The sequence below is a fragment of the Streptomyces sp. NPDC002564 genome, assembly GCF_042889645.1.
GTDB lineage: Bacteria > Actinomycetota > Actinomycetes > Streptomycetales > Streptomycetaceae > Streptomyces.
This window is the reverse complement of sequence record NZ_JBIARE010000002.1, coordinates 397,227-423,226: the sequence shown is the minus strand read 5'-3', so window position 1 is coordinate 423,226 and position 26,000 is coordinate 397,227. Positions and strand designations below refer to the sequence as shown.

Sequence of the window (26,000 nt, the reverse complement as noted above, 5' to 3'; positions counted from 1 at the left end):
AGGTCATGCCGCCACCCCCAGGCAGTCACGGAGCCGGATCAGTCCGTCCCGCATACGGGTCTTGACGGTGCCCAGGGACGTGGACAGGCGCTCGGCGACCTCGCGGTAGGTCAGCCCCTGGTAGTAGGCCAAGGTGATCGACTCCCGCTGGAGCACGGTGAGCGCCTCCAGGCAGCGCAGTACGTCTTCGCGCTCCTGCCGCGCCTCGACCTCCGCCTCCGTCACGTCGAATTCGGGCAACCGGTCGCGCAGCGCCACCCGCTCCTCGCGCGCGGCGGCGGCCGCCACCGAGCGGACGCGGTCCACCGCCCGCCGGTGTGCCAGCGTGAGTACCCAGTTCATGACCGACCCCCGTTCCGGCCGGTAGTCCGCAGCGTGCCGCCACATTTCCACCAGCACCTCTTGCGTCACTTCTTCCGACTGCGCGACATCGCGGACCACGGCTCTCACCACACCGAAGGCCGGGCCCGCGACCGATTCGTAGAGCTGCCCGAAAGCCTGCTCGTCGCCCTTCGTCACCTGCTCCATCAGCGCGACGAGATCTGGCCTGTCGGCCGGGTTGCCGCCGATGAACACCGATTGCCTCATGCGGACATCATCGCCCGCCGTGGACCACGCCCGTGAGACTCCCGCTCACGGTCACGCTATTGATTCGTTGCCCGGGGCTCGTCGGATTGGTGCGGATACGACGTCCGCCGATCCGCCCGGCGCCACGATCCAAGGCGGCGGCCGGTGTCCGGGTCAGGCCTCGGGGCCGTCGCGCCGGTCGGGCGTGAGGAGGTAGGTGGTCGCCATGTCACCGAGCTCGTCCGCGTACCTGCGCCTGGCCGCCTCGTCCGCGGCCGGGTCGGGGCGTACGGAATTGTGGAAGCAGGCGCCGAGGAGGGCACGGGCCGCGGTGTCGAGCGCCCGGTCCGGCTCGGAGCGCCGGATCTGGTCGGCGTACGGGGCCGCCGCTGCCAGCAGGAGGCGGTGGAGTTCCGTGATGGTGCGGGCCCCGCGGTCCAGTGACCTGGTCCCCCGCATCCGCAGCAGCTCGGGGAAGAGGCCGCTGCTGTCGGCGAAGGACTGCAGCAGGGCGTGCGCATAGGCGTCCATGACACCGGGGAGCGACGGCTCGGCCTGCCGCAGCCGCTCGGCCACGAACTCCTCGCGGCGTTCCAGCATGCGCTCGGACAGGGCGGTGATCAGCTGCTCCTTGTCCTCGAACCGGCGGTAGATGGTGCCGACCGAGACCCCGGCGCGTTGCGCGACGCCGGAGACCGTCATCTCCTCCAGTCCGGCCGAGGACGCGATCTCCTCGGCCGCCCGCAGGACGCGTGCAAGTGTCGCGGCGCTGCGTGCCTGCCGGGGCTCCCGGTAGGCCGCTGGACGCTCCGGCTCCTCGGTCATGTCCCGCATCGTATCCGCGGCGCTCTCAGCAGGGCCTTTTGACAAGCGCGGCACTGCTCCGCGTACCCTCGCGACGCGAACGCGAATTCACGTTCGCATTCTTCCAGGAGGTACGGCATGACCCACGACCACACGCTCCCGCCCCTCACCGTGACGCTCGAGGCAGGTCCCACCGGGGCGGGGGACATCGACGACTTCGAGCTCTTCTACGCCCGTCGCGCCGTCGACCGCTTCCGGACCCTGCTGGGCCGCCAAGGGCTCCTCGACCTGCTGGCCGACGACATCGAGGAGGGCAACGCCTTCCTGCGCGAGAGCGCTCGCACCTCCGGAGGACGCTTCAAGGCGGGCACCACCGTGCTCGCGACGAAGGGCCTGACCTCGACCGCGTTCCTCGCCTGGATGGACGGGGCGTTCGCGGGCGACGAGAGGGCGCTGCTGGCGGCGCATCCCGAGCACTACGCGATGGGCACCGACGCCGTCGGGGCACGGGTGGTGGAGAACATCGGCCCCCACGTCTGCTCGTTCTACATGGGCGGCTGGGGAACCGACGCGCTGGACTGGGCCGCGGACGCGGACGAGCTCCTCCCGGAGTCGGAGTTTCCGCGCAAGATGTCGTCGAACCTCTTCCTGGCCGACGGCACCGTCGTCGGGCGCGCGCTGATCCAGTTCGGTGACACCGCCGACGGCTTCACGTCCGCCCTGACCGTCTACCTGCCCAGCGCGTGCCCGGACGAGGTCCTGGACCACCACTTGCGGCACTACGCCGTCGAGTTCAGGAACTGGATCGTCGCCGCCGCGGCCGCCCGCGCCTGACTCCCCCACGGACTCGGGGCACCGGCACGGCAGTCCGGGTCCGGCGGCACGCCACCGGACCCGGGCCACCGGCTCGCGCCCCAGCCCTTCGACTCCCGGCTCTTCGACTCTCGGCTCTTCGACTCTCGGCTCTTCGACTCTCGGCTCTTCGGCCCTTGGCTCTTCGGCCCTCAGCTCTTCGGCATGAGGACGGAGTCGATGATGTACACCGTGGCGTTGGACGTCTTCACGTTGCCGCACACGATGTTCGCCGCGTCGTTCACCTTGAACTTCTCGCCCGATCCCGTGGTGGTGATCATGCTTCCCTCCAGGGACTTGAACGATCCCTTGGAGAGCTGATCGGGGGCGACCTTCTCACCGACGACGTGATAGGTGAGGATCTTGGTCAGCTGCGCCTTGTCGGCAAGGACCTTGTCGAGGTCGGCCTTGGGGATCTTGGCGAACGCATCGTTCGTCGGCGCGAAGACCGTCGCGTCCTTGGCGTTGTTCAGGGTGTCGACGAGTCCGGCCTTCTTGACGGCCGTGACGAGCGTGGACAGGGCCGGGTTGTTCGAGGCCGCGGTGGCGACCGGATCGGAGGCCATGCCGTCGAAGCTGCCGGCGCCGTCCTTGGGGACGCCGGCGCACGCCGGGCCGAACGGTCCGGACATGTCGTCGGCGTGGGCCACCGGGGCGAGCAGCCCCAGCGAGACGGGCAGCGCGAGGGTCGCGGCGGCTGCCACGGCGGTCCTGCGGAGATGTGTGGTGCGCATGGTCTTCCTCCCTGACGGAGGTCGGTCCCGGACCATTCCCGGGAACGGCCCGGCCGGCCGGGTGGCCGCCGGGACAGCGGGTGCGCGCGTTCACTTCGCATAGCGCGCCGCGTCGTTCACACCGCATGGCGCGGCGCATTTCGCGGCGCTTTCGCACCGCTCAGGGGCGGCGCTTTCACACTCGCTGCACAGGTACTTCCCGGCCGCGTAGCGCCACGGATGCGCAGATTCATCACTTTTTACGCTTCGTGGCGGAAAGCGGGACTTCTCACCTCTCCGCCCCGGCGATCCCGGCGCCGGGGATCCGGGCGCCGGGGATCCGGGAAACTCGTGCCGGTTCGGGGGGCATCACATCTCCCGCGCTGACCGTGTACGTCAGCGCGGGATAGGCGAAGTCCGTCTCGGTGTTCTCGCGGCGCCGCATGCGGAAGAATGCGACCCGCTGCTCCTCGTCGGCCACCGTGAGCCGCGTTCCCCGCGGCAGATACGGAAGACCGTCGCTGAACCGGATGAAGGTCTTCGAGGTGCGGAGCGTCAGGCCCAGCCACTCGTTGTCCGCCGCCTCGACGGGCCCGTCGAGCACGATCCTGTGCCGGAGCCGTCGATTCGTCCCGACCGAGAAGACCACGATGCCGTGGTGGGTCAGAGGGATCTCGACCTTCTCGCCGTCCCCCTCCTTCGCCTCGAAGATCAGCTTCCTCGGCGGTCCGGATGCGGGATGCCGGTAGCAGGAGAACACCGCGATGAACGAATCGTCCGCCAGATCGAGGGCCTGGTCGGAATGGCCGCCCATCTTGGTGTACGCGTTGGTGTACCGCTCGATGAGGGCGTTGTTGAAGCCGACCGGAAGATCCGCGTGCTCCAGGATCTGCTGCGCCAGCCGTTCGTGCACCGGCCGGAAGGGCTGCGTCGGGCAGCCGTACTGGGCGGTGGTGCGCACGAGAGGCACCTCGCCGGACGCGTCGGGCCTCGTGAGCGCGGCGGCCCGCCTGCCTTTGCCCACGCCTTCCCAGGCCACCGAGGCGGACAGTTCCGCGAAGAGGTTCCCTTCGACCGGAAGGACGCCGGAGAAGATCTCGTCCGGGATCCTAGGCCCTGGGGGCACGGTAATCCCCCGTATTCATGCTGAAGAAGAAGGCGTCACCGTAGTCGATGAAGGACGAGGTCCTGTTCTCCGCGGCGTACAGTCCGCGCAGCTCGTCCATGCCGGCCTCCGTCGGGGGCTCCAGTTCCACCCGGTCCCCGGCGCCGGTTCCTCCCGTTGGGGTGAGGAAGGTCCGGCCGTCCTCATGCACGGCTTCGGCCTTGGAGCAGCGGACCACGTATCCGAGCCGGGTCGGAATCAGGTCGGCGTCCAACGCGGACGGGCGGATCTCGTGCGTGTAGAGGCGGTTGGTGGACAACGGCATGAGGAAGACGGAGCCGGGGTGGAGCGTCACGGTGAACTGCGCGGGGAACGGGACGTCGTCGCGTTCCCCGGTCGGATCCCTCAGATCCTTCAGATCCTTCAGGCGAAAGCGCAGGCGTGTCAGACCGCTGACGCCCTTCCGCCCGACATCGAAGGGGTCGTCGGGCAACGGCTGCAGGTGATCGAGCCCGTCGTAGAACGTGCAGAACGCCATGATGCCGTTGGCGGGCATGTCCTTGGTCTTGTCCGCGTGCGCCGAGATCCGGGCCTTGGACTGCTTGCGCTCCGGCGTGGCAAGGGTGTTGTGGTAGATCTGGGCCAGGACGTGATTGAGCGGTGCCTGGTCCCGGAAGACGCCGGCGGCCTCGCGGTTGAGTTCCTCGACGATACGCACGTCGGTGGGCCCGAAGTTCTCGGTGGGCCCCGATAGGTTCGTGGAGCACCGCAGCAACCGGAAGTGCAGCGCGTCGCCGTCCCGCGTGACGGGCGTCAGATAGATTCCGCTGCGCCGGGCGCTCCCCGGCTTGGTGGACTCCGTCAAGGACTGGAACGTGTGCTCCGCGCGGATACGGCCGAACTCGTCGCCGCCGGGCCCGAAGAAGCGTCGGTAGTACACGCCGGCGCCGTGCACGCGGAGCGGAACGCGCCCGGAGTCGACCAGGGACCACGGCGCGCCGACGCCCTCGGGGTACCCGTGTGAGAACTCCCGGATGACGAAGACCCGTGCCGCGGACCGCAATCGGCGTTCGTCGATCCCGGAGAGGTCGCCGCAGAGGTAGAGGGTCTTCCCCGCGAGATCGGGCGCGGCGGAGGCAAAGTCCTCGGGTGTGAGGGTGGTCCCGAGGAATTCCCTGGCCCATTTTTGGTCCCGCAGCCCGGACGGCACGACCAGGAAATGTCCCGAACCGACGATTCGGGCTTCTGTGGCCTCTGTTGTGCCCATGCGACGGTTCCTGTCCTCCGCGCTCGCGAGTGGTTTTCCAGCGAGGAGAGCGAGGCGACCAGTTTCTTCCCCCGCGGGGCGAGAGGGCGCCCCGTTGTCCTCGGCCTCCGGAACGCTAACAGCCCTGCGGAGAGGACGCCCCACGGTTTCTCCGGCATGCGGTTCTCCACCTGGGCCCCGCTCCCCCGGTCGGCGATCCGGCTCATTACAGTGATCGGCTTCGGAGCGGCGGCGAAGAGGAGCGGTACGACGGTGGCATCGGTGGGCAGCCCTGCGGAAGAAGTGTCCGGTCGCGTGGGCGCCTGGTGGCGTTCCGGCGGGAGAGGTGGCAGCGCCGCCCATGTCGTCGCTCCGGCCGGCGCCGACACGGGGGCCGTCCTGCGGCGGGTGCACGAGGACGTGCCGGGGAGCGTCCTCGTCGATGCCACCGGGCTCACCGCCGAGCAGGTGATGCGCAAAGCGCTGTCCGCGCTGGGAGTTGACCTGTCGTCCGGCGAGCGGGACGACTGGCGGTCGGCGCTCGGTTCGTGGGGCGAGGAGCGCCTGCTGGTCCTCGTCAACGCCCACCGTGCCGGGCGCACCCGGCGGTCGTACGAGCCGGAGCGGTTGATACGCGGCACCGTCCCCCTGCTGGCGCACGCGAAGGTGGCCGTGCTGGCCGATACCCGGCCGGAGTTCCTGCCCCGAGCGGCGCCCCCCGAGGCCGTTTTCCGGCTGTCCGAGCCCGACGGTGCCGTACGCGCTCCCGACGCCCCGGCCGCCCTGCGCGCTCTCGCCCTCGCGGAGCCGCGGGTCGTGCCCCTGCCCGTGTGGGCGGAGCTCGTCGCCGCCGTGACCGGCACGCCCATGGCACCGGCCGCGCTCGCCGAGTGGGCCCGGGAGCATGCGGACGTGCTGCGCGTCGGCGCTCTCGGGGTCTCCTTCACCGAGGAGGCCGTGGCCGAAGCCCTGCGCCGCCGTGTCGGCTCCGAGGAAGTGGCCCGCGTCAATCGGCACATGGTGGCGTGGCTGCTGCGCGCCTCCGCCGAGTTCCGTCATCCCCACGGGTGGGCCGAGGACGGCGCCGTCGGGCGGTACGCGGCCACCGGGCTCGCCATGCACGCCGTGCGGGCAGGGACGTACGAGGAACTGCTGCGCGATGGGCGTACGGTGGCCCATCTGCCGCAGACCGCGGTCATGGACGCGGCGCGCAGCCACAGTCCCGTCGTTCCCGGTAACAGTCCCGCTGCCGACGCGATGCACCTGTGGGAACGGGGTGTTGCGCCGGAGAGCCAGCGCGAGTGGGCCTCCTGGCTGCATGCGATGGCCTGGTCGCGCGACGATGCGGCGTTCGCGCAGTCCGTGGCATCGTCCGGCATCTCCCTTCCCTGGCAGGCGAAGTGGGTCCGCTGGCGGCCGCCGGGCGGGTTCCATCCGCGCTTCCTCGAAGGGGGCAGGTTCTCCCGGCTGGCGGAAGTGTGCTGGCGGGGGCGGCCCGCCCTGGCCGGGCTGCAGAAGCGCATGGTGGGCCGCTCGCCGCACCCCCTCGTCTCGGTATGGGACGCGGGCACGGGTGAACGCGTCGCCGGACCCTGGACGGGGGACGAGATTCCGCTGGAGGAGCGATCGGACCTGGCCCTGCCTCCGGCGGCCGATGGGCGTCCCGGACGCCCCGGGCATCCCACACGCCTCGTCGAGTTGTTCGCCTCGTCGTCCCCCCGGCGGAACGCGCGCGCCTTCCTGTTGCCCTGCGCCCCGCTGGCCGTGGGCGATGTCGTCGTGTTCGGGGGCGACTTGGGCCTGATCGCCGTCCAGCCGACGGACGGCGTGGACCCGTCGGGTACCTTCGGTCTCCTGGAGCCTCCCCTGTCCCCAGGTGACGCGGTCACGGACCTGAGCAGTCCCGTGGACGCCCCGCCGCCGAGCCACCGGGACCTGGTCCCCCTCTTCGGCGAGAGCGACATCTGGGAGTCCGACCCCGGGGACCTGCCCGCCGGGTTGACCCATCAGCCCACGCGCGACCTCCTCACCGGGTTCGGCCTGCCGGACCTGGGGGAAGGCGGCATGGCGCTCCTGCCGTACGGGGACGCCGACGCCGATCTCTTCGACGAGGTGGACTGGCCGGACGGTGCCGCAGCCGTCGCGGAGGGCGGTCCCTTCTTCCTGATCGGCCGGTGGATGGGGGGCGAGCTCGTCATCGACGGGCCCACCGGGCACGTCCTGCGCATGCCGACCCGTACCGAGCCGGACGGCCCCGACGAGGAGTACCTGACCGGGCTGCCCGCCGCACGTGACCTGGAGAGCTTCCTCGGCATGGTCGCGCTGTGGGTCGCCGGGCTCCGCAGCCGTGACCTCGCCCCGCCGGGGAGCGCCGAGCGGCGGCGGATCGCTCATCGGGTCCTGGCGGAGCTGGCCGCAGTCGACGCGCCCGGCGGGAGCCGGCCCGCGTGGTCGTACGTCTTCCACGACGAGTGACCCGGCGAGCGGTGATCCGGATCGGTGCCCGTCCCGAGGGCACCGACCCGGATCACGGCATCACACGGCTCTAGCCGCAGGGAATCACGTACCGGACGGGATTCCAGTCACCGTGGGCGTCGGAGCTGTACGCCCGCGGCGTCTTGTAGATCATGCTGCCGCTGGGGTTGTACATCCGGGCCCGGCGGCTCTCCAGGTTGCGGGTCTGGTCGTTGACCCAGGAGCCCCCGCTTCCCCAAGTGGACACGTAGTACTTGGTGTTGCACTGCCACATCCTGATGATGCTTCCGCCGAAGTTGTCCCGCTGGTAGGCGCAGAAGTTGCCGGAGACCCCCGGGTTGTCCAGGCACGGGTCGGCGGCGATGCGCATCCCGTTGCCCGAGGCGAAGTCGCGCGGCCGGGCCTCGCCGGGCAGGGCGACCAGGACCTCGCCCTTGCCGTCGAGGTCGATCTTGTTGAGCGCGACCTGGGTCCCGCCCATCTTCTTCAGATAGCGGTTCACGTCCGCCTGCAGCGCCGTGGTCTGCGCGCTGGTCAGGTGCGCCGACTCGGCCTGCCGGGCGAAACCCGGCGTGGCCGACGCCCCCGTTCCCGCCTCGGCCGCGCCCACGCCCGTGGCGAGCATGAGCAACCCGCCTGCCGCCGCGACGGCGACACGTCCCTTGCTGAATGCCATGTCGTTCCCCCTGTCTTTTCGCGGTTCCCCGCGAAGGCCGCCGCACCGTCGCGGCGCCTCCAGGAGGTTCCCATCGGAGGGAAATCACTTCGTCCACCCTGGAGTTGAGCCGGGGTAAACCTTCGCGGTAAGGCCTGCGGATGACGGTGGTCAGACCTGGGCCCGGGCAGGTACCTCGCGGACGAGGAGGAGCGCCACGGCGCCCAGCAGGGCGCCGGTGACACGGCGTTGCACGGCGGCCCGGCTCGGGCGGCGGGCGAGGAAGCCGGCGATGGCGCCGGCGGCGATCACGATCAGGGCGTTGACGGTCAGGCTCACCACGATCTGGACCGACCCGAGGGTCAGGCCCTGCACGGTCGGGTGCCCGCGCTGCGGGTCGATGAACTGCGGAATCAAGGTCAGGTACATGATTGCCGCTTTGGGGTTGAGCAGATTCGTCACCAGACCCATGCGGAAGAGCCGGGCCGGGCTGTCCCGGGTGACGTCGCGGACCTCGAACACGCCGCGCCCGCCGGGCCGCAGGGCCTGCCAGGCGAGGCGGGCCAGATAGACGACACCGGCGGCCTTGAAGGCGATGAACAGCCAGGGCACGGCGACGAAGACGACCGCGAGGCCGAGGTTGGCCATCAGCATGTAGACGACGAAGCCGACGCCGGTACCGGCCAGCGAGACGAGTCCCGCGGCACGCCCCTGCCCGATGCTCCGCGACACGAGGTAGATCATGTTGGGCCCGGGGGTCAGCACCATGACCAGCGCGGTGAGCGCCATCGCGAGGACGGACGCACCGGACACGGGCGAGGACAACGAGGTGAGGGACATGCCGACCACCCTGCTGTAATGCCCTTATGCATCTCAACCCTTACGGTGAGTACGCCGTTCTCCTCGCCCGTTCCCTGGCGGACGACTGGCCCGACACCCGGGCCGGGATCGTCGAGCGGACCCGTGAGTTCGGCATGACCATGCCTTTCCCCGAGCGGCCCGACGATCACGCGCGGTGCCGGGCGGTGCTCGACGACTGGATCCGGGTCGTCGACGCCGACGACCCGGACGAACGGGCGGCGCTCCTCAACGAGCAGATGGCCGCCACGGCCGCGTATCCGCGGCTGACCGACCACAACGGCGAGGGCTGGCACCTGCACTACCGCGACGTCGACGACGACCTGCCGCGCGTCCTGCACGCCGTGTTCAGCGTCGGCACCGCGCTGCACCTGACGACGCGTGGGGTGCACCGCCTCGGCCGGTGCTCGGCGCACCCCTGCACGAACGTCGTCGTCGACACCTCGCGGAACGGCACCCAGCGGTACTGCTCACCGCGCTGCGGCAGCCGGGACGCGGTCCGTCGGCACCGCGCCCGCCGACGCGAGCGGTGACGCCCGCGGGGCCGTCCTTCCGACCCCCGTGGCGGGAGGACGGCCCCTGCTCTATTCCGGTGGCGCCCGGTCAGTACAGCTTGTTGACGGCCGTCGTCGTGGTCTTCTTGAAGGCGGTCACGGGCGCGTCCCCGAAGTCGCCGAGCTGTCCCCACTTCACGACGGTGACGGTCCTGCCGTCCCGCCCGACCGACATCAGGGCGATGTCGGTGGCGCCCCAGGACGTCTCGGTGTGCAGGCCGCGGACCCGGGCGCCCTCCTCCACCGGCAGCGTGCCGTAGTCCCGGCCCTCGGCCTCGACGTCGGGCGTGGACCGCTCGATGCGGGCGGCGCAGGTGCGGATCAGGTCGTCGTAGTGCTTCGCCAGGCCCTTGGCCTGGGCGGCCGTGCCCGTCACGACGGTCAGCTGCACGGCGTTGGTGTCCAGGTCGGTCCGGAACTCCCGGTGCCGGTAGGCGTAGGAGGGCACGCCCTCCGTGCTCACGCAGAGGCCGAGCCCCTCCGGGAAGCCTTCGGTGACGGGCCCGGCGGTCCAGGACGACGTCGGGTGCGGCGGCAGCTGGGACGCCGACAGGAACGTGGGTGTGGCGGCCGTCGTGGCGGCGCCGGCGGCCGGTGCCGTGAGGACCGTGCCCGCCGCGAGGGCGGCGACGGTGAGTGCGGTGCAGGCGCTCGTTCGGATGCGCAGGGACATGGGTGTTCCCCCGGGGATCAGTGCGTGGACGTGGAGGTCGCGACGAGGCCGGCTGGTCGGCCCGGGCCTGGCTGCTGCGACACCAAGAGCATCAGCGGTCACGGCGGCCCGGTGCAACAGCCGACGGCCGATCGGCCGCGGTGGAACCATCCCAGCCCATCTGACGTGCAGGTACATGAGGTGCCTGGGATGCCGTCCCGGGGCCGTGCGAGGTCGTACGAGGACGGGGGGACCTGTGTCGGCGCAGGACGAGGGCGACGGCGTCGACGAGGTGGCGGAGTTCGCGGCGCTGCTGCGGGCGCTGAAGGAACGCACGGACCGCAGCTACGGCTCGCTGGCCCGTCGTCTGGGCATGAACACCTCGACGCTGCACCGCTACTGCGCGGGCGACGCGGTGCCGCTCGACTTCGCCCCCGCCGAACGCTTCGCGGCCCTGTGCGGGGCGACCTCGGAGCAGCGCCTGGAACTCCACCGCCGTTGGCTTCGCGCGGTGGCGGCCCGCCATCGGCCCCGTACGGCGGCAGCGGCGGAGAGCGCCCCCGACGCCGCGGCGACGCGAGCCGTGGACGACGCGGCGCACCCCGCGGACCAGGCGGCGGACGGACCGGGCCCAGAGGCGCAAGGCAGCACCGCGCCGGACACGGCGCCGACGGCCGACGGCGGTCCCGTCGTCACCCCGGACGCAGCGCCGAAGGCCACCGGCACCCCCGTCGCATCGGAGCCCGCCCCCGCACCGCCCGGCGCGCCCCCGCCCCCGCACCGCCCCTGGTACCGGCGGCGCCGTCTCGTGGTCGGCCTGGCCTCGGCCTGTGCCGTCCTCGCGATGCTCGGGGCCTTCTCCGCGCTGCCGGACGAGCGGCGGGCCTCCGCCGAGGGCCCCGACCGGGCCGCCGGTACGGCGGAGGCCGGGGCGCCGCAGCGACGGGGCACCTCACCGAGTCCGAGCGGCACCCCCACCGCCGAGCGGCCCTCCGGCTCCGCCACTCCGAACGACCCGAACGGCAGGAAGCGGAAGCCGGGCACTTCTCACCGCCCCGGCGCGACATCGGCGCCGCCCCGCGGCGAACGGCGGCCCGCCGGGTTGCCGCTCACCTGGTCGGCCAACTCCCACGCCTGGAAGCTCGGCTGCGGTCACGACTACGTCATCGCCAAGCCGCCGGGCCAGGTGCCCCCTCCCCCGGTCCCCCAGGACGCGGCGCCCTGGGCGGCGACGCAGAGCGCGACACACGGCGGCGAGACACTCGTGCAGCTTTCGGTGCAGGGGCGCGGCGACACGGCCGTCGTGCTGGAGGCGCTGCGCGTACGCGTGGTCGGCCGCACCGCACCGGCCGGGGGCAACGCCTACGCCATGGACCAGGGCTGCGGCGGCGCGGTCACTCCCCGGTACTTCACCGTGGACCTGGACAAGGACCGCCCCATCGCCCGCGCGGTCGCCGGGAACGACTCCGGCACGCCGATCCCGGCCGTACGCATGCCCTACCGCGTCTCGGCGAAGGACCCCGAGGTGCTGCTGATCACGGCCGGGACCAGCTCGTGCGACTGCCGCTGGTACCTGGAGCTGGACTGGTCCTCCCAGGGCCGCACGGGCACGGTGCGCATCGACGACGACGGCCGCCCGTTCCGCACCAGCGCCATCGACGGCCTGCCCCGGTACGCGTACGACACCATCGGACGCCGGTGGCGGACCGCCGACTGAGGGCGGGCACGTCGCCCCGCCCCCGGGTGCGGCCCGGCGCGCCCGCCGCCCGGGCCCCGCTCAGGTCTGCTCCTCGATGCCGATGGCCGTACGCAGGGTGCGCTGGGCCGGGCCGGGTTGGCCCTGCTGCGTCTCCAGCAGGGCGGCGGCGATGGCGTCGAGTTTGCGCTGCACGGCGTGCTCGGCCCGGCGTTCGCTGTTCTTCAGGAGCGCCAGCAGCAGGAGGGTGACCGCGGTCATGGACTCGCCGGCCAGCAGCATCCAGGTGAGCGGCGCCTTGGCGATGTGCACGCCGATGACGATGCCGACCAGGAGCAGGCAGACCCCGAAGAACGCCGGACTGCTGGTGAAGTTGGACGCGCGCTCGGCGAGCCGCTCGAAGGGCCCGCGTCTGTTGCCGCCGCGTTCGGCCGGGTGCTCCAGGGTCATGTGCTGCCTCTTTCGGTGCCGCTGGGTGTGGTGCGGTCCTGGTGCCCGGGGGTCAGCGGACCACGCGGACCAGCTTGTGGTTGGCGAACTCCTCCATGCCGAAGCGGCCCAGTTCACGGCCGAAGCCGGAGCGCTTGACGCCGCCGAAGGGCAGTTCGGCGGCGGTGCCGGCCGGTCCGCCGACGAACACCATGCCCGCCTGGAGGCGCTGGGCCACCCGCTGCGCCTGCTCGGCGTCGTCGGTCTGCACCGAGGCGCTGAGGCCGTAGGGCGAGTTGTTGGCGAAGTCGACGGCCTCCTCCTCGGAGCCCACCTTGAACAGCAGCGCCACCGGGCCGAACAGTTCCTCCTTGTAGGCGCGCATCTCGGGAGTGATGCCGGTCAGGACGGTCGGTTCGTACCAGGCGCCGGGCCGGTCGATGCGCCGCCCGCCGGCCAGGACGGTGGCGCCCTTGGCCACGGCGTCCTGGACCTGCTCGTCCAGGGTGTCGACGGCCTTTTCGGAGGAGAGCGGCCCCATGTACGTGTCCGGGTCGGCGGGGTCGCCGGGCACGATGGCGCGGACCGCGTCGGTGTAGCGCTCGGCGAAGGCGTCGTAGTGCTCGTCCAGGGCGATGATCCGCTTGGAGGCGTTGCACGCCTGCCCGGCGTTGAGCATCCGGCCGCCGAGGGTGTTCTTCACGACCCGGTCCAGGTCGGAGACGCCCAGGATCAGGTAGGGGTCGGATCCGCCGAGTTCCAGGACGACCTTCTTGAGATTGCGCCCGGCGATCTCGGCGACCGCCGCGCCGGCCCGCTCCGAACCGGTCAGCGAGACGCCCTGGACGCGGTCGTCGCCGATCAGGGTCTCGATCTGGTCGTTGGTGGCGAAGATGTTGACGTACGCCCCGCGCGGCAGGCCCGCGTCGTGGAAGATGCGCTCCATCTCCAGCGCGGACTCGGGACACTGCGGGGCGTGCTTGAGCAGCACCGTGTTGCCGAGCATCAGGTTGGGCGCGGCGAACCGGGCGACCTGGTAGTACGGGAAGTTCCACGGCATGATCCCCAGCAGGGTGCCGACGGCCTCCTTGCGGACGACCGCCCGGCCGCCGGAGGCGACCTGGAGCTCCTCCTCCTTCAGGAACTCCTCGCCGTGGTCGGCGTAGTACCGGTAGATCGACACCACGATGGCGATCTCGCCGAGACCCTGCTTGACGGGCTTGCCCATCTCGCGGGTGATGACGGCGGCGAGCTCCTCCTTGCGCTCCTCGTACAGGTCGGCGACCCGGTGCAGCACGGCGGCGCGTTCGGCGGGCTCGCGGGCGGCCCAGTCGCGCTGGACGGCGTCGGCGCTCTCCAGGGCCTCGCGCAGTTCGGCGTCGGTGGCGGTCGGGTACTCCCGCTCGGTCTCGCCGGTGGCGGGATTGACGACTCGGTAGTGCTCCATGGCTTGGCCGTGCTCCTCTCGGTCGCCGGGCCGGGGAGGCCGCCACGGTTCGCGGCCACCGGTGTCCGGACGCTACGGACGCCCGGCTACCCACCGGGGCGGACCGGACACCCGGGCGGTGTCCCACCCGTGCGTTCCGGTCTGTCCGTCCGGTCTATCCGAGAGCGGGGCCGCCCGCCCGTCGAGCGGGGCCGCGGACCGGGGCGGACGCGGACCTTGAACGAGGGGGTCGAGGGAGTCGAGGGGGTCGTGACCGTCCGCTAGGCCCGTGGAGCCGCCGAGGGCCGGGTGGGTTCGGTGGCGGTCAGGACCAGGATGGCCTGGTCGTCGTCGATGTCGAGGCCCGCCGTGAAGGTGTGCACGGATCGGGTGACGGCGTCGATGACGTGCTGCGCGGCATGCCGGGCCGGGGCATCGGAGACCGCGGCGACGAGGCGTTCGTCGCCGAAGAGCTGGTCGCCCCTGCGGGCCTCGGTGATGCCGTCGGTGTAGAGCACCAGGCTCTCGTGGGGTCGCAGGCGCAGGCGCCGGGGTGTGACGTGGGTGGTCTCGCTGATGCCCAGCAGGATGCCCGGTGTGTCGATGGGGTGGACGGTGCGGTCGGTGTCGAGGTGCAGGGGCGGGGTGTGGCCGGCCCGCACCAGTTCGATGTCCAGTCCGGAGGGAGTCGGGGTGAGCTGGCCGTAGACGAGGGTGACGAATCCGGTGCCGTGGCTGCCGGGCCGGTTGGTCAGGGCCCGGTTGACGGCCGTGACGACGTCGGCCGGGCCGGGGAGGAGGGGGGCGACGGCGCGGGCGGTGTGCCGGACCAGGGCGGTGGTGGTGGCGGCGATGGCGCCGCGCCCGCAGACGTCGCCGAGCAGGAACGCCCACCGGCCGTCGTCGAGGGGGAAGACGTCGTAGAAGTCGCCGCCGATGTCGAGGCCTTCACCGGCGGGGTGGTAGTAGGTGGCCACGTCGGTGCCGGGCACGTCGGGCAGGTCGGGCAGGAGCAGGCCGGCTTGCAGGTCGCGGGCGAGGGCGGCGCGATGGGTGTACTGGCGTGCGTTGCGGGCCGAGGAGGCGGCGCGGCGGGCGAGTTCTTCGGCGAGTGCGACGGTGTGGCCGTCGAAGGTGTGCTCGCCGGTGGAGAGCAGGGTCAGGGTGCCGAAGGCGCGTTCGCGGTCCATGAGGGGGACGCACAGGTAGCCGGTGACGCCCAGGGTGTGCCAGGGGCCGGGGCCTGTCGGCGTGCGGCGGGCCACTTCGCTCGTGCCGGAGGCCAGAACCCGGGCGACGGCGTCGTCGACGGCATCGTAGACGGGGATGTGCGAGGCCAGCAGGTCGTGCTCGTCCTGCGTCGGGGCGGCGGTCGCCACGCGGCGTACCCGGCCGCTCTCCACGATGTCGACCGCGCACAGCGGCGCAAGGGCCGGGGCGCAGGACGCGGCCAGGTGGTGAAGGGTCTGGGCCGCGTCGAGGTCGGAGGCGAGGGCGGTGCTGGTGTCAAGGAGGAAGGCGAGGTCGTCGCGGGCGGCCTTCTCGCGGGCTTCGGCCGCCGTGCGTGCCTGTTCGGCGTGGTGGCGTTCGATGGCCAGGGCCGCGGTGTCGGCGAAGACCCGGGCGAGCGCGAGGTCGGTCTCCTGGGGAGCGCGCGGGACGCGGTGGTACATCGCGAAGGTGCCCAGCAGCGCGCCGTCGCGGGCGAGGATCGGGGTGGACCAGCAGGCGGCCACCCCGGCCTTGGTGGCCAGGTCGCGGAAGTCGTCCCAGAACGTGTCGGTGCCGATGTCGGTGACGATCACGCTGCGGCGGCGGTGCGCGGCCGTGCCGCAGGAGCCGACGCCCTCGCCGGTGGCGATGCCGTCGATGGCGCGGTTGTAGAAGTCGGGCAGGCTCGGGGCCGCGCCGTGCCGCAGGTGGCGCCCGTCGGCGTCGGCCAGCAGGACGGAGACCAGCACCTCCTCCGGGGCGAGGTCCTCGATGGCCCGGGCCATGCCGTCCAGGACGTCCGGAAGGGGGGCTTGCCGGGCGATCTGCTCCAGCAGCACCCGGTGCTCGGCGGTGAGCCGTTGGGCGTGCTTGACCTGGGTCGTCTCCACCCCGATCACCCGCACTCCCATGACGTTGCCGCCGACGTCCGGGCGGGGCTCGTAGGTGAGGTCGAAGAAGGCCTCCCGCGCCCCGGCTCCCCCGCCGAGCAGCACCCGGGCATCCCGGTCGGTGTGGGGGATGCCCGTGCGGTAGACCCGGTCCAGGGGCGCGATGAAGCCCTGCGCGACGAGTTCGGGCAGCAGTTGCCCGATCGGCAGGCCGGTGCGGGTGCGCTCGGGGTCGCCGCCGATCGCCTTGAAGAAGGCCTCGTTCGCCGTTTCCAGCATGTGCGCGGGACCGGCGAAGGAGGCGAACAGGGTGGAGGACCGGCCGAACAGGGCCCGGAGATCTTCCTCCGCGGCCGCCTCGGCGGCGGTGTGCGCGCCCGGCTGCCCGGCAGTCTGGGCCGCGGGCTGCCCGGGTACGCGCGTCATGTGCTCTGCCTGTCCATCGGATGGGTCTTGCCGTCGTTGTCAGCGGTCACCATGTCACGCCCGCCCCTGTCTGCGTCCAAAGCCTCTGCTTCCAGAGCCTCTGCGACGTCGGTGTGCAGGCTGAAGACCTGGTCGAGGCCCGTCAGTGAGAAGACGCGGCCCACCGAATCCGGCACTGCCGCCAGGCGCAGCGTCCGCTCCTGCGCCTCCAGTCCCTGGAACAGCCGCAGCAGCGAGCTGATCCCGGAGGAGTCGCAGAAGGTCAGGTCGGCGCAGTCGACCACCACAGGTCCCGCACCCCGCCCTCTGGTCAGCTCCGCGGCACCGGCCTCGTCCACCTGGACCGTGCTGTCGAAGTCGAGCTCCCCGCACAGGGCGAACACCGCACCCCTCGCCTCTTGCCTGACCTGCACCGAGAACACCCTCAGCTTCCTCCATGCGAAGCTCCCACCAACGACCCACTCATGCTAGAGACCGGAAACCTCACCGGAGAAACCGCACGCAATATCGACTCCGCACACCCCTGCTGCCCCGCCCACGCCGTGGCAACCACGACGCACAGTGGATTTCCTGACCGACGGCCGACGGTCCGACGGCCGACGGTCCGACGTCCGTAGAGGAACAGCGCTCATCGGTCCCGTCCGTGGGGGATCGGTGAGCACTGCGTCCCGGCGTCGGACGGCAGGACGGTCCGGAGCGGGGGCGGCGACGGTCGCTCCAGGGAGGCGAGCAGGTCGGCCAGACCGCCGGGCGCGCGACCGCGCAGGCGGTCCGCGGTGCGCACCGGATGGTCGTCGGCCCGGGCGATCCGGTATCCGGCAGCGGCCAGCCGGACGGCGAGGTCGCGGTCCTCGCCGGTGGTGAGCGCCGCGAAGCCGCCCACCCGGCGGTAGGCGGCGGCGGACACGCCCATGTTGGCGCCGTGGACGTGCGGGTGCTCCCAAGGCGCGTCCGCCTGACGGGTCGGACGGGTGCGGTAGTAGGCGGCGTCGTGCCGGTCGTTCCGCGCGCGCCGGTGGCCGGGGTGCGGGGCCGGGGCGAGGCGGATGGTGCCGAGGACGGCGTCGTGGCCCCGGCGGGCCCACGCGAGCTGGCGGGCCAGCCAGTGCGCGGGGACCGTGGAGTCGGCGTCGGTCATGGCGAGCCAGATGTCCGGTCCGGCGGTGCCGGGGGCGAGGCCGAGGAGGTCGAGGGCGTGGCGGGCCCCGGCCGCGCGGGCGGCGCCGACGTTGTGCCCGCGGATCTCCAGGACGTGCGCGCCCTCCCGCGCGGCGAGGGCGGCCGTGGCGTCGGCGCACGCGTCCGCGACCACCACGGTGACCACGGGGAGCGGGGCGATCCGTGCCGCGGCCGTGCGGACGGCGCGCACGCACGCCACGATCAGGTCCGCCTCGTCGTGCGCGGGCACCACGACGGCCGCGGCCGCGACCCTCACGCCAGGCCTTCCGCGCGGGCCGGGGACAGTGCGGGGTCGGGGCCGGTGCCGCGTTCGTGGACGGTGAGGGTGAAGTCCGGGTCGTCGTAGCGGGCCAGCGGGCGCAGGCCCGGCAGGGTGTCGAGCTCCGCGGCGATGTCCCGGCCCGTGCAGGTGTGCTCGCTGACGGGGTGGTTCCAGTGCACGGTGAGCAGGTGTCCGCCCTCGCCGAGGCTCCGCACGCTCTGCCGCAGCACTCGGGTGCGGGTCGCGGTGTCGAAGTAGTAGAGGAGTTCCGAGAGGACGACCAGGTCGAAGGTGTCGGACGGCCACTGCTCGGGCACCGCGAGCAGGCGCACCGTCACGTGGGACTGGCCGGCGAGGCGTCGGGCGGCGGTGTCGACGGCCGAGCGGACCCGGTCGGTGGCGAGCAGGGTATCGCAGCGCGCCCCGAGGAGTTCGGTGAGCACGCCGACCGAGCAGCCGGGCTCGAAGGCGCGGGCGTAGCGGGCGCGGGGCAGCGCCGCGACGGTCAGGTCGTACTTGCGCCGGTCGTACCACCGCTCGGCCAGGTGCCAGGGGTCGGGGGCGTGCGCGTACTGGCCCTCGAAATAGCTGACGGGCGTGTTGGCGGAGGTGTCCGCGGGGCTGTTCAACGCATCACCGTTTCGAACATGCGGGTGTGGTGGGCGATCTCGTGCGGCGGCAGGACCGGTGCGCGATCCTGGCCGCGCGGTTCCAGTTGGCTGGTGAAGCAGGCCAACGCGGCCTTCTTGCGGGCGAGTTCCGTCTCGCTCAGGGGCAGGATCCCGGCCCGGTGCCACGGCACCCTGGCGTCGGCGGGCCGCGCCCAGTGCCACATCCACACCGGGTAGGTCCACACCGTGGTCCCGGTGTCGCGGCCGGCCCGGCGGGCGGCGCGTCCTGCCGCCTCGTGGTCGCTGTGCAGGTCGTCCTCCCAGGGCGCCAGGCACAGCACCGCACCCGTGCGTGTCATCGCGTCGGCGATGACCTGGCGGGCGTGTTCCTCGTGCCGGTCGAGGGCGGTGTCGGGCAGTCCGGCGTGCACGGGCCGGGGAAGCGGGCCGAGGGCGTCCAGGGCCGCGCCGAGTTCCGCGCGGCGCCGGGCGGCGAGCCGCCCGCGCGTGCCGGGGTCGCCGGGGCCGTGCGAGGCCTCGCCGTCGGTCAGGCACACGGTGTGCGCGGGCACGTCGGCCGCGAGCAGGCCCGCGAGGGTGCCGCCGCAGCCGAGCACTTCGTCATCGGGGTGCGCGGCGACGACCAGGACCGGTCCGGCGGGTATGCGCAGCCGGGGCAGCGAGCGTGCCAGGTCCGCGGCCCGCCAGTCGGCCTCGTCCGTTCCCCGCGCGTCGATCTGGGCCGCGGCCGCCTGCCGGGCCGTACGGGTGTCGGGCCGAGCCGTGCGGGTGTCGTGCCCGGCTGCACGGGGGCCCTGCCCGGCCGCACGGATGTCCTGCCCGGCCGTGCGAGTGTCCTGCCCGGCCGCACGGGGGTCCTCGCGAGCCGTACGGGGGTCCTGGCGAGCCGTACGGGTGTCGGGCCGCGTGTTCATCGGCGCGCTCCGGAGAGTCCTTCGGCGGCCAGGTGCCCGAGTTCGGCGAGGTTCGCCTCGGCATGGTGCTGGCGTACGTACACCGTCAGGTCCGCGACCGCGCGCGCGTGACGCTCGTCGTGGCACAGCGGTCCGGCGCCCGTGGCGCGGCCCACGTGGCCGAGGACCTCGGTGCACACCTTCTCGACGAGCGCGCGCACCCGCAGCCCGCGGATCCGGGCCTCGCCCCGCTCGTCCCGGGGATCGGCGTCGATGGCGTGCGCCGCCTCGCGCACCATGGTGTCGGCGGTGTGCAGGAGCAGGTCGACCGAGCCCAGGTGGGCCGCGGCGTGTTCGTCGACCCGGTCGGCGGCCGCGCGCTCGTACAGCGGGTCGGCGACCGCCCGCGCGCCGCCCAGCCAGCAGGCCGCCACGCCGACCCCGCCGTGCTGGAAGCCGGGCCGCCGCAGGTAGCCCTCCGGCTCCCCCACCGCCCGCGCGGGCACGTCGTCGAACAGGACGTCCAGGGTGTCGCTGCCCTTCATGCCGACCGCCGGCCAGGTCCCGTCCACGGGCTCGACGCCGGGGTGGTCCAGCGGGATCGCGAACAGGCGGTAGCCGTCCTCGGCGTCCGCGGTGAGCAGCGCATGCGTACAGGCGCGGGCGCCGGAGCAGTACGGCTTGAGTCCGCTCACCCGCCAGCCCCGGCCGGTGGGTTCCGCGCGCACGCCGGGGCCCGGTGGGCGCGCCGCCCACACCCCCCACCGCTCCCCCGGCGCGGGCAGCGTCCCCTCCACCTCGTGCAGGATCGCCGCCGCGTCGAGGTGGCCCTCGGCCAGGCGCGCCAGCGACAGGTCCCTGCGGCCGAGCTCCGCCAGGGCGGCGAAACGGCGGTCGGTGGCACGGCCGGGCAGGGGGACGTCCGCGGCCTCGTGCGCGACGAAGTCCGCGAACAGCTTCCCTGTCCGCAGCTCCGGTGACAGAGCTCCCGTCTTCGACTCCGGTGACAGCGCTCCCGTCTTCGACTCCGGTGACAGCGCTCCCGTCTTCGACTCCGGTGACAGCGCTCCCGTCTTCGACTCCGGTGACAGTTCTCCGGTCCGGGACTCCGGTGTCAGTTCTCCTGTGCGCAGTTCCGGTATCGGTCCGGTCTGCGGAAGATCCCCTCGGTGGGGAGGGTTGGTCGGCACGCGCTCCTCCTGTGCGGCCAGCGCCCTGGGGCGGGCGGTCGGATGTGCGGCGCCTGTGGTCCCAAGCGCGGGCTGGGTTCCCACCGGTGGAGATCCGAAACAACCGTCTCGGGCCTCACGAGCTGGTACGGGGCCCGGGCTCGCGCTGGTTGGCCTCCGCCACCGCGCGGTCGTTGCGCGCGCTGCCCCACGCCCTGATCCGCCGCGCGAGCGGGTTGCGCGGCTCACCGGCCTCGGCGCCCTGCCGCAGCGGGCCGGGCCCGGACGCGGACGGCAGCAGCCGCGCGACCACGCCACTGAGCCGGGTCGTCAGCCCGGGGGCCACGCCGTGCGCGAGCTGAGCCGCCTTGGCCGGCGCGGTGAGCACCAGCCGGGCGCGCCGCTGGATCACCGCGTCGACGATCCGGCGGGCCGCCCGGTCGGCGTCCATGGAGAGCAGCGGGGCGCCCGCGGCGGTGCTGAACCAGCCGAACTCGGCGCTCGTGTCCCCGCCGAACTCGGCCTGCCGGTGCGAGCCGGTCCGCATGAGCCCCGGGTGGACGGCGGTGACGCTCACCCCCGAGGCGGCCGTTTCCGCGTGCAGGCCCTCGGCGAGCGCACCGACCGCCGCCTTGGCACACGAGTACGGCAGCAGGTGCGGCACGCCGAGCAGCCCGCCGACCGAACCGATCAGGCCCAGGCGTCCGCGGCTGGCGCGCAGGTGGGGCAGTGCCTCCAGTGAGGTGTTCAGGGCACCGTGGAACATCGTGTCCATGGCGTCGGTGAACTCCTTGGAGCCGATCGCCTCCACGGGCGCGACCTGGATGACGCCGGCGTTGGCGAGGACGATGTCGAGCCCGTCGCGCTCCTGGACCTCACGCATCATGGCGGCGACGGCGGCCCGGTCGCGCACGTCGCACACCGCCACGTGCACCGTCGCACCGGTCTCCTCGCGCAGCTGCTGTGCCGCGCGTTCCAGCTCGGCGGCGTCCCGGGCCGCGATGGTCACGACGCAGCCGCGCTCGACGAGGTGCCGGGCCAGGAACAGCCCCAGTCCCCGTGAGCCGCCGGTGACCAGGGCCCCCGGCCCTTTGATCCGGGTGGGGAGGCGGGTGCGGTGGGTCATCTCGTCGCCTTTCACAAGCTGCGCGCGGGCCGACCTGGCTCATCGGATGGGATGCGCCCCGAGTGCCCGGAAGTCACTGCCCGTAACGTGTTGGCTTGACATCTTTTGTGCCGCATCTCTTGCGCCGCGTTTTCAGCGCCGCATTTTCTGTGCCGCATCTCTTGCGCCGTATCCGGCTCGGCCGTCGGTGACGAGGACCGCAGGTGGCCGATGTCAGGATCCCCGACATCGGTCCGGGCTGCATCCGCGCGCATGGCAGCCCCTCATGGGTTACCCGACCATGAAGGTGTGATGCCGGCCCACCGGGAAACCCGGCCGCCACATCACCCCTTCCACGTTCCACGGAGGTTCCGATGAGGGCCCTGACCTGGCACGGCAAGCGCGACGTCCGCGTCGACACGGTGAGCGACCCGGTACTCAAGGAGCGCGACGACATCATCGTGCGCATCACGTCCACCGGCATCTGCGGTTCCGACCTGCACCTCTACGAGGTGATGGGCCCCTATCTCGATCCGGGCGACATCCTGGGCCACGAGCCGATGGGCATCGTCGAGGAGGTCGGCCCCGACGTCGCGCCGCTGTCGGTGGGGGACCGTGTCGTGATCCCGTTCAACATCTCGTGCGGTCGCTGCTTCATGTGCGACCGCGGGCTGCACTCCCAGTGCGAGACCACGCAGGTCACCGAACGGGGCACCGGCGCCGCGCTGTTCGGCTACACGAAGCTCTACGGGCAGGTGCCGGGCGGGCAGGCCGAATTCCTGCGGGTGCCGTTCGGCAACGAGCTGCCGATCAAGGTGCCGCACGGGGCACCGGACGACCGCTACGTCTATCTCTCGGACGTCCTGCCGACGGCCTGGCAGGCCATTGAGCACGCGAACATCCCGCCGGACGGCACCGTCACGGTCCTGGGCCTGGGCCCCATCGGCGCGATGGCCGCCCGGATCGCGCTGCACCGCGGTGCGCGCCTGGTCGTCGGCGTCGACCTGGTGCCGGCCCGGCTGAGCCGCGCGCACCGGGACGGCGTCAAGGCCCTGGACCTGCGCCGCCACGGCAAGGACCTCGGCGACGTGGTCCGGGACCTGACCGACGGGCGCGGCACCGACGCCGTCATCGACGCGGTCGGCATGGAGGCCCACGGCGCCCCCGTGGCCAAGGCGGCCCAGTGGGGGGTCGGGTTCCTGCCCGACGCCCTCGCGGAGAAGCTGATGGAGCGGGTCGGGGTGGACCGGCTCAGCGCCGTGCACGCGGCCATCGACATCGTCCGCCGGGGCGGCACGATCTCCCTCTCCGGCGTCTACGGCGGGGCGGCCGATCCGCTGCCCCTTCTCACCATGTTCGACAAGCAGATCCAGTTGCGGATGGGCCAGGCCAACGTGAAGCACTGGGTCGGCGACATCCTCCCGCTGCTCACCGACGAGGACCCGCTGGGCGTGGACGACTTCGCCACCCACCACATGTCCCTGGAGGACGCCCCCACGGCGTACCAGCAGTTCCAGGACAAGGAGGACGACATGATCAAGACACTCCTCACTCCCTGAGAGGGACCTCCTCGCTCCCCGAGAGGGACCTCCTCACTTCCCGAGAGGGACAGGGACACCGAGGCGGTGATTGCGTCGGGCGCCCGACGGTTCGGGTACGGCGAGCGGGGGACCCGGCACGTCGAGCGCCGCCACCGGCCCCGCTCCGCCCGCCGGGCGGACCGCATCCGGGCACAGGGCGGCGCCGCCCCTGTGGAGGTGTCCCATGTCCGTTTCCGCTGGTTCCGGTCCGCTTGCCGAACTGTCCGCCGCGGGGGTGTCGGTCTGGCTCGACGACCTGTCCCGCGAGCTCCTGGCCGGTGGTGAGCTGCAGAGGCTGGTGCGCGACCGGCACGTCGTGGGCGTCACCACGAATCCCACGATCTTCGCCTCCGCACTCTCCGAAGGGGACCGCTACACCGAGCAGTTGCGCCGGCTGGGCGAGGAAGGCAGCAGCACCGAGGACGCGGTGTTCGCGCTGACCACCGACGACGTGCGGGACGGCTGCGACGTGCTGCTGCCCGTCCACGAGCGCACCGGTGGCTTCGACGGACGGGTCTCCCTCGAAGTGGCCCCCGCGCTGGCGCACGATCCCGAGGCCACGTGCGCCTTCGCCCGCAAGCTGTGGGCGGCGGTCGACCGACCGAATCTGCTCGTCAAGGTCCCGGCCACCCGCGAGGGGCTGACGGCGATCACCGCCGCCGTCGCCGAAGGCATCAGCGTCAACGTCACGCTGGTCTTCTCCCTGGAGCGCTACCGCGCGGTGCTGGACGCCTACCAGACCGGTCTGGAGCAGGCCATGGCCGCCGGGCGCGAGGTGGCGGACATCCACTCGGTCGCCTCGTTCTTCGTCTCCCGCGTCGACACCGAGGTGGACCGGCGACTCGACGCGATCGGCACCTCCGAGGCCCGTGCGCTCAAGGGCAGGGCCGCCGTCGCCAACGCCCGGCTCGCCTTCCAGGCGTACGAGCAGGCGCTCGTGACCCCGCGCTGGCAACTGCTCACCGCGGCAGGCGCCCGGGTGCAGCGTCCGCTGTGGGCGTCGACCGGGGTCAAGGATCCGTCCTACCCCGACACGATGTACGTGAGCGAACTCGTCATCCCCGGCACGGTGAACACCATGCCGGGCACCACCCTGGCCGCCTTCGCCGACCACGGCTCCTTCACGGACCACACGCCGACGGGGCAGGACTTCCGGGCGGCCGCCGACCATCTCGCGGCGCTGGCGGCCGTCGGCGTCGACTTCGCGGACGTGACCGACGTGCTGGAACGCGAAGGCGTCGCCAAGTTCGAGGCGAGCTGGGGCGAGTTGGGCGAGTCGGTGGACCGCGCCATGCACCCCGGCTCCGCCGCCGCCGCTCGCCGCCCCCGGGACGGCGGTGACGGTCGGACCGGGCTGCTGGGGCTCTACCTCAACGACCACTACGCCGCCGCCACGGGTGGCGCGGAACTGTTCCGGCGGTCGGCGCAGGCCCGTTCGGAGCCGGTGGAGGCCAAGGGGCTCGCCGATCTGGCCCGTCAGGTCGACGAGGACCGCGCCGCGCTGGCGCAGATCATGAGCGACGTGGACGTTCCCATCAGCCGCTCCAAGGTCGCCATGGGCTGGCTCGCGGAGAAGGCGGGGCGCCTCAAGCCCAACGGCCACGTCCTGTCCCGCTCCCCCCTGAGCGACCTGCTGGAGACGGAGGCCATGCTCCTGGGCGTCGAGGGCAAGGCGGCCTGCTGGCAGACCCTGCGCGGTCTGGCCGACCACGACGAGCGACTCTCCACCGCACACCTGGACGCGCTGCTGGAGCGCGCGGGGCGGCAGATCGCCGACCTGAAGACCCTGCGCACCACGACGGCCGCCCGGACACTGCGGTCCCGGGCCCCCGCCCAGCGGTGACACCCGCGCATCCGCGTCAGGCCCCCCCTGCTCCCGGTCTGGTCCCGGTCCGCTCCAGGTCCGCTCTCCCGGCCTGCTCCCGATCGTCCGAATATCGCCGCCTTCCGAGTGGAGCAACCGTGCGCTGCCGGGTACCCACCGCGAGCCGGACTCGACGGACGGGCCCGGCAGAAGGGTGGGACCGACATGGCAACCCGCACACACACCTCGGCCACGAGCCGACGCGCACCGGTCCAGTACGGAGCACAGCTGGTGGGCGCCGTCTTCCTGCTGGTGGGCATCCTGGGGTTCGTCCCCGGTGTCACCGCGCACTACGACTCGATGGAATTCGCCTCGCACGGCTCCGGCGCGGAGCTCCTGGGTGTCTTCCAGGTCTCCGTACTGCACAATCTCGTGCACCTGGCCTTCGGGGTCGCGGGACTCGTCGCGGCCCGCACGGATGTCGCCGCGCGCACCTACCTGATGGCAGGTGGCGCCATCTACCTGGTGCTCTGGCTCTACGGCCTGTTCATCGGCCATGACAGCAGCGCCAACTTCGTACCGCTCAACACCGCCGACAACTGGCTGCACTTCGTCCTGGGCATCGGCATGATCGCGATGGGCGCCCTCCTCCCCAAGCGCCGGCCGCACCACGGCGGCTCATAGCCCGTATCCCGTCCGCAGCAAGCGATCCCGCGGACACCGACGTGATACGACGCATGCGCCGGCGGCCGGCCGAGCACCCCCGTCGACCTGGTGGTGTCCTTCTGATGGGCGCCACTGGCACGGTGTGCGGTG

Annotated in this window: 24 protein-coding genes; 7 read left to right on the top strand and 17 right to left on the bottom strand. The window is 72.5% G+C overall.

Annotated features, from left to right (window positions below; translation table 11 throughout):
• Nucleotides 1-3 precede the first annotated feature (3 nt).
• Nucleotides 4-588 (bottom strand): ECF RNA polymerase sigma factor SigK, encoded by a 585-nt coding sequence (gene sigK / locus ACFYXE_RS08365; protein WP_389310283.1) that lies wholly within the window; start codon nucleotides 586-588, stop codon nucleotides 4-6.
• 153 nt (nucleotides 589-741) lie between these two features.
• Nucleotides 742-1,392, bottom strand: coding sequence for a TetR/AcrR family transcriptional regulator (locus tag ACFYXE_RS08360; RefSeq protein ID WP_389310281.1), 651 nt, complete (start codon nucleotides 1,390-1,392; stop codon nucleotides 742-744).
• A 117-nt stretch (nucleotides 1,393-1,509) separates the two neighbouring features.
• Between ACFYXE_RS08360 and ACFYXE_RS08355 the strand changes: the two genes are divergently transcribed.
• Nucleotides 1,510-2,205, top strand: a complete 696-nt coding sequence (locus ACFYXE_RS08355) for a hypothetical protein (protein ID WP_389310279.1) — start codon at nucleotides 1,510-1,512, stop codon at nucleotides 2,203-2,205.
• 170 nt (nucleotides 2,206-2,375) lie between these two features.
• On the opposite strand, the gene ACFYXE_RS08350 is transcribed toward ACFYXE_RS08355, so the two are convergent.
• From ACFYXE_RS08350 to ACFYXE_RS08340, 3 genes are all read right to left on the bottom strand, one after another.
• Complete coding sequence (locus ACFYXE_RS08350) at nucleotides 2,376-2,957, bottom strand: fasciclin domain-containing protein (protein WP_389310277.1); 582 nt, start codon at nucleotides 2,955-2,957, stop codon at nucleotides 2,376-2,378.
• A gap of 268 nt (nucleotides 2,958-3,225) precedes the next feature.
• Nucleotides 3,226-4,062, bottom strand: a complete 837-nt coding sequence (locus ACFYXE_RS08345; protein WP_389310275.1) for a hypothetical protein — start codon at nucleotides 4,060-4,062, stop codon at nucleotides 3,226-3,228.
• Nucleotides 4,046-5,308: a hypothetical protein gene (locus ACFYXE_RS08340; protein WP_389310273.1), complete on the bottom strand. Its 1,263-nt coding sequence runs from the start codon at nucleotides 5,306-5,308 to the stop codon at nucleotides 4,046-4,048. Before ACFYXE_RS08340 ends, ACFYXE_RS08345 begins: the two co-directional genes overlap by 17 nt.
• Before the next feature lie 156 nt (nucleotides 5,309-5,464).
• On the opposite strand from ACFYXE_RS08340, the gene ACFYXE_RS08335 reads away from it, so the two are divergent.
• Nucleotides 5,465-7,762 carry an SUKH-4 family immunity protein gene (locus ACFYXE_RS08335; RefSeq protein WP_389310271.1) on the top strand — a complete coding sequence of 766 codons (2,298 nt, stop codon included), beginning with the start codon at nucleotides 5,465-5,467 and terminating at the stop codon, nucleotides 7,760-7,762.
• A 70-nt stretch (nucleotides 7,763-7,832) separates the two neighbouring features.
• On the opposite strand, the gene ACFYXE_RS08330 is transcribed toward ACFYXE_RS08335, so the two are convergent.
• On the bottom strand, nucleotides 7,833-8,438 hold the full coding sequence (locus ACFYXE_RS08330; protein ID WP_389310269.1) for a hypothetical protein: 606 nt from the start codon (nucleotides 8,436-8,438) through the stop codon (nucleotides 7,833-7,835).
• A 150-nt stretch (nucleotides 8,439-8,588) separates the two neighbouring features.
• Nucleotides 8,589-9,257, bottom strand: a complete 669-nt coding sequence (locus ACFYXE_RS08325) for a LysE family translocator (RefSeq protein ID WP_361169362.1) — start codon at nucleotides 9,255-9,257, stop codon at nucleotides 8,589-8,591.
• 26 nt (nucleotides 9,258-9,283) lie between these two features.
• On the opposite strand from ACFYXE_RS08325, the gene ACFYXE_RS08320 reads away from it, so the two are divergent.
• Nucleotides 9,284-9,808 carry a CGNR zinc finger domain-containing protein gene (locus tag ACFYXE_RS08320; RefSeq protein WP_389310267.1) on the top strand — a complete coding sequence of 175 codons (525 nt, stop codon included), beginning with the start codon at nucleotides 9,284-9,286 and terminating at the stop codon, nucleotides 9,806-9,808.
• Between the two features lie 70 nt (nucleotides 9,809-9,878).
• On the opposite strand, the gene ACFYXE_RS08315 is transcribed toward ACFYXE_RS08320, so the two are convergent.
• Complete coding sequence (locus tag ACFYXE_RS08315; RefSeq protein ID WP_361169368.1) at nucleotides 9,879-10,502, bottom strand: hypothetical protein; 624 nt, start codon at nucleotides 10,500-10,502, stop codon at nucleotides 9,879-9,881.
• 175 nt (nucleotides 10,503-10,677) lie between these two features.
• On the opposite strand from ACFYXE_RS08315, the gene ACFYXE_RS08310 reads away from it, so the two are divergent.
• Complete coding sequence (locus ACFYXE_RS08310; protein ID WP_389310265.1) at nucleotides 10,678-12,198, top strand: helix-turn-helix domain-containing protein; 1,521 nt, start codon at nucleotides 10,678-10,680, stop codon at nucleotides 12,196-12,198.
• A gap of 60 nt (nucleotides 12,199-12,258) precedes the next feature.
• On the opposite strand, the gene ACFYXE_RS08305 is transcribed toward ACFYXE_RS08310, so the two are convergent.
• The 9 genes from ACFYXE_RS08305 to ACFYXE_RS08265 all read right to left on the bottom strand — a co-directional run bounded on the left by ACFYXE_RS08305 (nucleotide 12,259) and on the right by ACFYXE_RS08265 (nucleotide 21,821).
• The gene (locus ACFYXE_RS08305) at nucleotides 12,259-12,627 is read right to left on the bottom strand and encodes a low affinity iron permease family protein (RefSeq protein ID WP_361169374.1); all 369 of its coding nucleotides are present in this window, start codon (nucleotides 12,625-12,627) and stop codon (nucleotides 12,259-12,261) included.
• A 52-nt stretch (nucleotides 12,628-12,679) separates the two neighbouring features.
• On the bottom strand, nucleotides 12,680-14,053 hold the full coding sequence (locus ACFYXE_RS08300) for an NAD-dependent succinate-semialdehyde dehydrogenase (protein ID WP_389310262.1): 1,374 nt from the start codon (nucleotides 14,051-14,053) through the stop codon (nucleotides 12,680-12,682).
• A gap of 260 nt (nucleotides 14,054-14,313) precedes the next feature.
• Complete coding sequence (locus ACFYXE_RS08295) at nucleotides 14,314-16,560, bottom strand: SpoIIE family protein phosphatase (RefSeq protein WP_389310260.1); 2,247 nt, start codon at nucleotides 16,558-16,560, stop codon at nucleotides 14,314-14,316.
• A complete protein-coding gene (locus ACFYXE_RS08290) occupies nucleotides 16,557-16,973 on the bottom strand; it encodes an STAS domain-containing protein (RefSeq protein ID WP_389310258.1) in 417 nt (138 codons plus the stop codon). The genes ACFYXE_RS08295 and ACFYXE_RS08290 overlap by 4 nt, the downstream gene beginning before the upstream one ends.
• Nucleotides 16,974-17,188: 215 nt before the next feature.
• Nucleotides 17,189-17,995 (bottom strand): glycosyltransferase, encoded by an 807-nt coding sequence (locus tag ACFYXE_RS08285; protein ID WP_389310256.1) that lies wholly within the window; start codon nucleotides 17,993-17,995, stop codon nucleotides 17,189-17,191.
• A complete protein-coding gene (locus tag ACFYXE_RS08280; RefSeq protein WP_389310254.1) occupies nucleotides 17,992-18,630 on the bottom strand; it encodes an SAM-dependent methyltransferase in 639 nt (212 codons plus the stop codon). Before ACFYXE_RS08280 ends, ACFYXE_RS08285 begins: the two co-directional genes overlap by 4 nt.
• Complete coding sequence (locus ACFYXE_RS08275; protein WP_389310252.1) at nucleotides 18,627-19,547, bottom strand: PIG-L deacetylase family protein; 921 nt, start codon at nucleotides 19,545-19,547, stop codon at nucleotides 18,627-18,629. The genes ACFYXE_RS08280 and ACFYXE_RS08275 overlap by 4 nt, the downstream gene beginning before the upstream one ends.
• Complete coding sequence (locus ACFYXE_RS08270) at nucleotides 19,544-20,509, bottom strand: acyl-CoA dehydrogenase (protein ID WP_389311379.1); 966 nt, start codon at nucleotides 20,507-20,509, stop codon at nucleotides 19,544-19,546. Before ACFYXE_RS08270 ends, ACFYXE_RS08275 begins: the two co-directional genes overlap by 4 nt.
• Nucleotides 20,510-20,831: 322 nt before the next feature.
• Nucleotides 20,832-21,821 (bottom strand): SDR family NAD(P)-dependent oxidoreductase, encoded by a 990-nt coding sequence (locus ACFYXE_RS08265; RefSeq protein ID WP_389310250.1) that lies wholly within the window; start codon nucleotides 21,819-21,821, stop codon nucleotides 20,832-20,834.
• 353 nt (nucleotides 21,822-22,174) lie between these two features.
• Here ACFYXE_RS08265 and ACFYXE_RS08260 point away from each other — a divergent pair, with 353 nt between their 5' ends.
• The 3 genes from ACFYXE_RS08260 to ACFYXE_RS08250 all read left to right on the top strand — a co-directional run bounded on the left by ACFYXE_RS08260 (nucleotide 22,175) and on the right by ACFYXE_RS08250 (nucleotide 25,868).
• Entirely contained in the window at nucleotides 22,175-23,359 is a 1,185-nt protein-coding gene (locus ACFYXE_RS08260) for an alcohol dehydrogenase catalytic domain-containing protein (protein WP_389310248.1), read from the top strand.
• A gap of 205 nt (nucleotides 23,360-23,564) precedes the next feature.
• Nucleotides 23,565-25,223 carry a transaldolase gene (tal, locus tag ACFYXE_RS08255; protein WP_389310246.1) on the top strand — a complete coding sequence of 553 codons (1,659 nt, stop codon included), beginning with the start codon at nucleotides 23,565-23,567 and terminating at the stop codon, nucleotides 25,221-25,223.
• Nucleotides 25,224-25,409: 186 nt separating this feature from the next.
• A complete protein-coding gene (locus ACFYXE_RS08250) occupies nucleotides 25,410-25,868 on the top strand; it encodes a DUF4383 domain-containing protein (protein WP_389310244.1) in 459 nt (152 codons plus the stop codon).
• Nucleotides 25,869-26,000 lie beyond the last annotated feature (132 nt).

What these genes read in the sequence shown, in the direction of transcription:
- ACFYXE_RS08330 (WP_389310269.1), bottom strand. Translation starts at nt 8,438, where the DNA reads ATGGCATTCAGCAAGGGACGTGTCGCCGTCGCGGCGGCAGGCGGGTTG.
- ACFYXE_RS08315 (WP_361169368.1), bottom strand. Translation starts at nt 10,502, where the DNA reads ATGTCCCTGCGCATCCGAACGAGCGCCTGCACCGCACTCACCGTCGCC.
- ACFYXE_RS08310 (WP_389310265.1), top strand. Translation starts at nt 10,678, where the DNA reads ATGAGGTGCCTGGGATGCCGTCCCGGGGCCGTGCGAGGTCGTACGAGG.
- ACFYXE_RS08340 (WP_389310273.1), bottom strand. Translation starts at nt 5,308, where the DNA reads ATGGGCACAACAGAGGCCACAGAAGCCCGAATCGTCGGTTCGGGACAT.
- ACFYXE_RS08355 (WP_389310279.1), top strand. Translation starts at nt 1,510, where the DNA reads ATGACCCACGACCACACGCTCCCGCCCCTCACCGTGACGCTCGAGGCA.
- tal (WP_389310246.1), top strand. Translation starts at nt 23,565, where the DNA reads ATGTCCGTTTCCGCTGGTTCCGGTCCGCTTGCCGAACTGTCCGCCGCG.
- ACFYXE_RS08305 (WP_361169374.1), bottom strand. Translation starts at nt 12,627, where the DNA reads ATGACCCTGGAGCACCCGGCCGAACGCGGCGGCAACAGACGCGGGCCC.
- ACFYXE_RS08260 (WP_389310248.1), top strand. Translation starts at nt 22,175, where the DNA reads ATGAGGGCCCTGACCTGGCACGGCAAGCGCGACGTCCGCGTCGACACG.
- ACFYXE_RS08350 (WP_389310277.1), bottom strand. Translation starts at nt 2,957, where the DNA reads ATGCGCACCACACATCTCCGCAGGACCGCCGTGGCAGCCGCCGCGACC.
- ACFYXE_RS08325 (WP_361169362.1), bottom strand. Translation starts at nt 9,257, where the DNA reads ATGTCCCTCACCTCGTTGTCCTCGCCCGTGTCCGGTGCGTCCGTCCTC.
- ACFYXE_RS08250 (WP_389310244.1), top strand. Translation starts at nt 25,410, where the DNA reads ATGGCAACCCGCACACACACCTCGGCCACGAGCCGACGCGCACCGGTC.
- ACFYXE_RS08320 (WP_389310267.1), top strand. Translation starts at nt 9,284, where the DNA reads ATGCATCTCAACCCTTACGGTGAGTACGCCGTTCTCCTCGCCCGTTCC.
- ACFYXE_RS08360 (WP_389310281.1), bottom strand. Translation starts at nt 1,392, where the DNA reads ATGACCGAGGAGCCGGAGCGTCCAGCGGCCTACCGGGAGCCCCGGCAG.
- sigK (WP_389310283.1), bottom strand. Translation starts at nt 588, where the DNA reads ATGAGGCAATCGGTGTTCATCGGCGGCAACCCGGCCGACAGGCCAGAT.
- ACFYXE_RS08295 (WP_389310260.1), bottom strand. Translation starts at nt 16,560, where the DNA reads ATGACGCGCGTACCCGGGCAGCCCGCGGCCCAGACTGCCGGGCAGCCG.
- ACFYXE_RS08335 (WP_389310271.1), top strand. Translation starts at nt 5,465, where the DNA reads ATGCGGTTCTCCACCTGGGCCCCGCTCCCCCGGTCGGCGATCCGGCTC.
- ACFYXE_RS08265 (WP_389310250.1), bottom strand. Translation starts at nt 21,821, where the DNA reads ATGACCCACCGCACCCGCCTCCCCACCCGGATCAAAGGGCCGGGGGCC.
- ACFYXE_RS08300 (WP_389310262.1), bottom strand. Translation starts at nt 14,053, where the DNA reads ATGGAGCACTACCGAGTCGTCAATCCCGCCACCGGCGAGACCGAGCGG.
- ACFYXE_RS08275 (WP_389310252.1), bottom strand. Translation starts at nt 19,547, where the DNA reads ATGAACACGCGGCCCGACACCCGTACGGCTCGCCAGGACCCCCGTACG.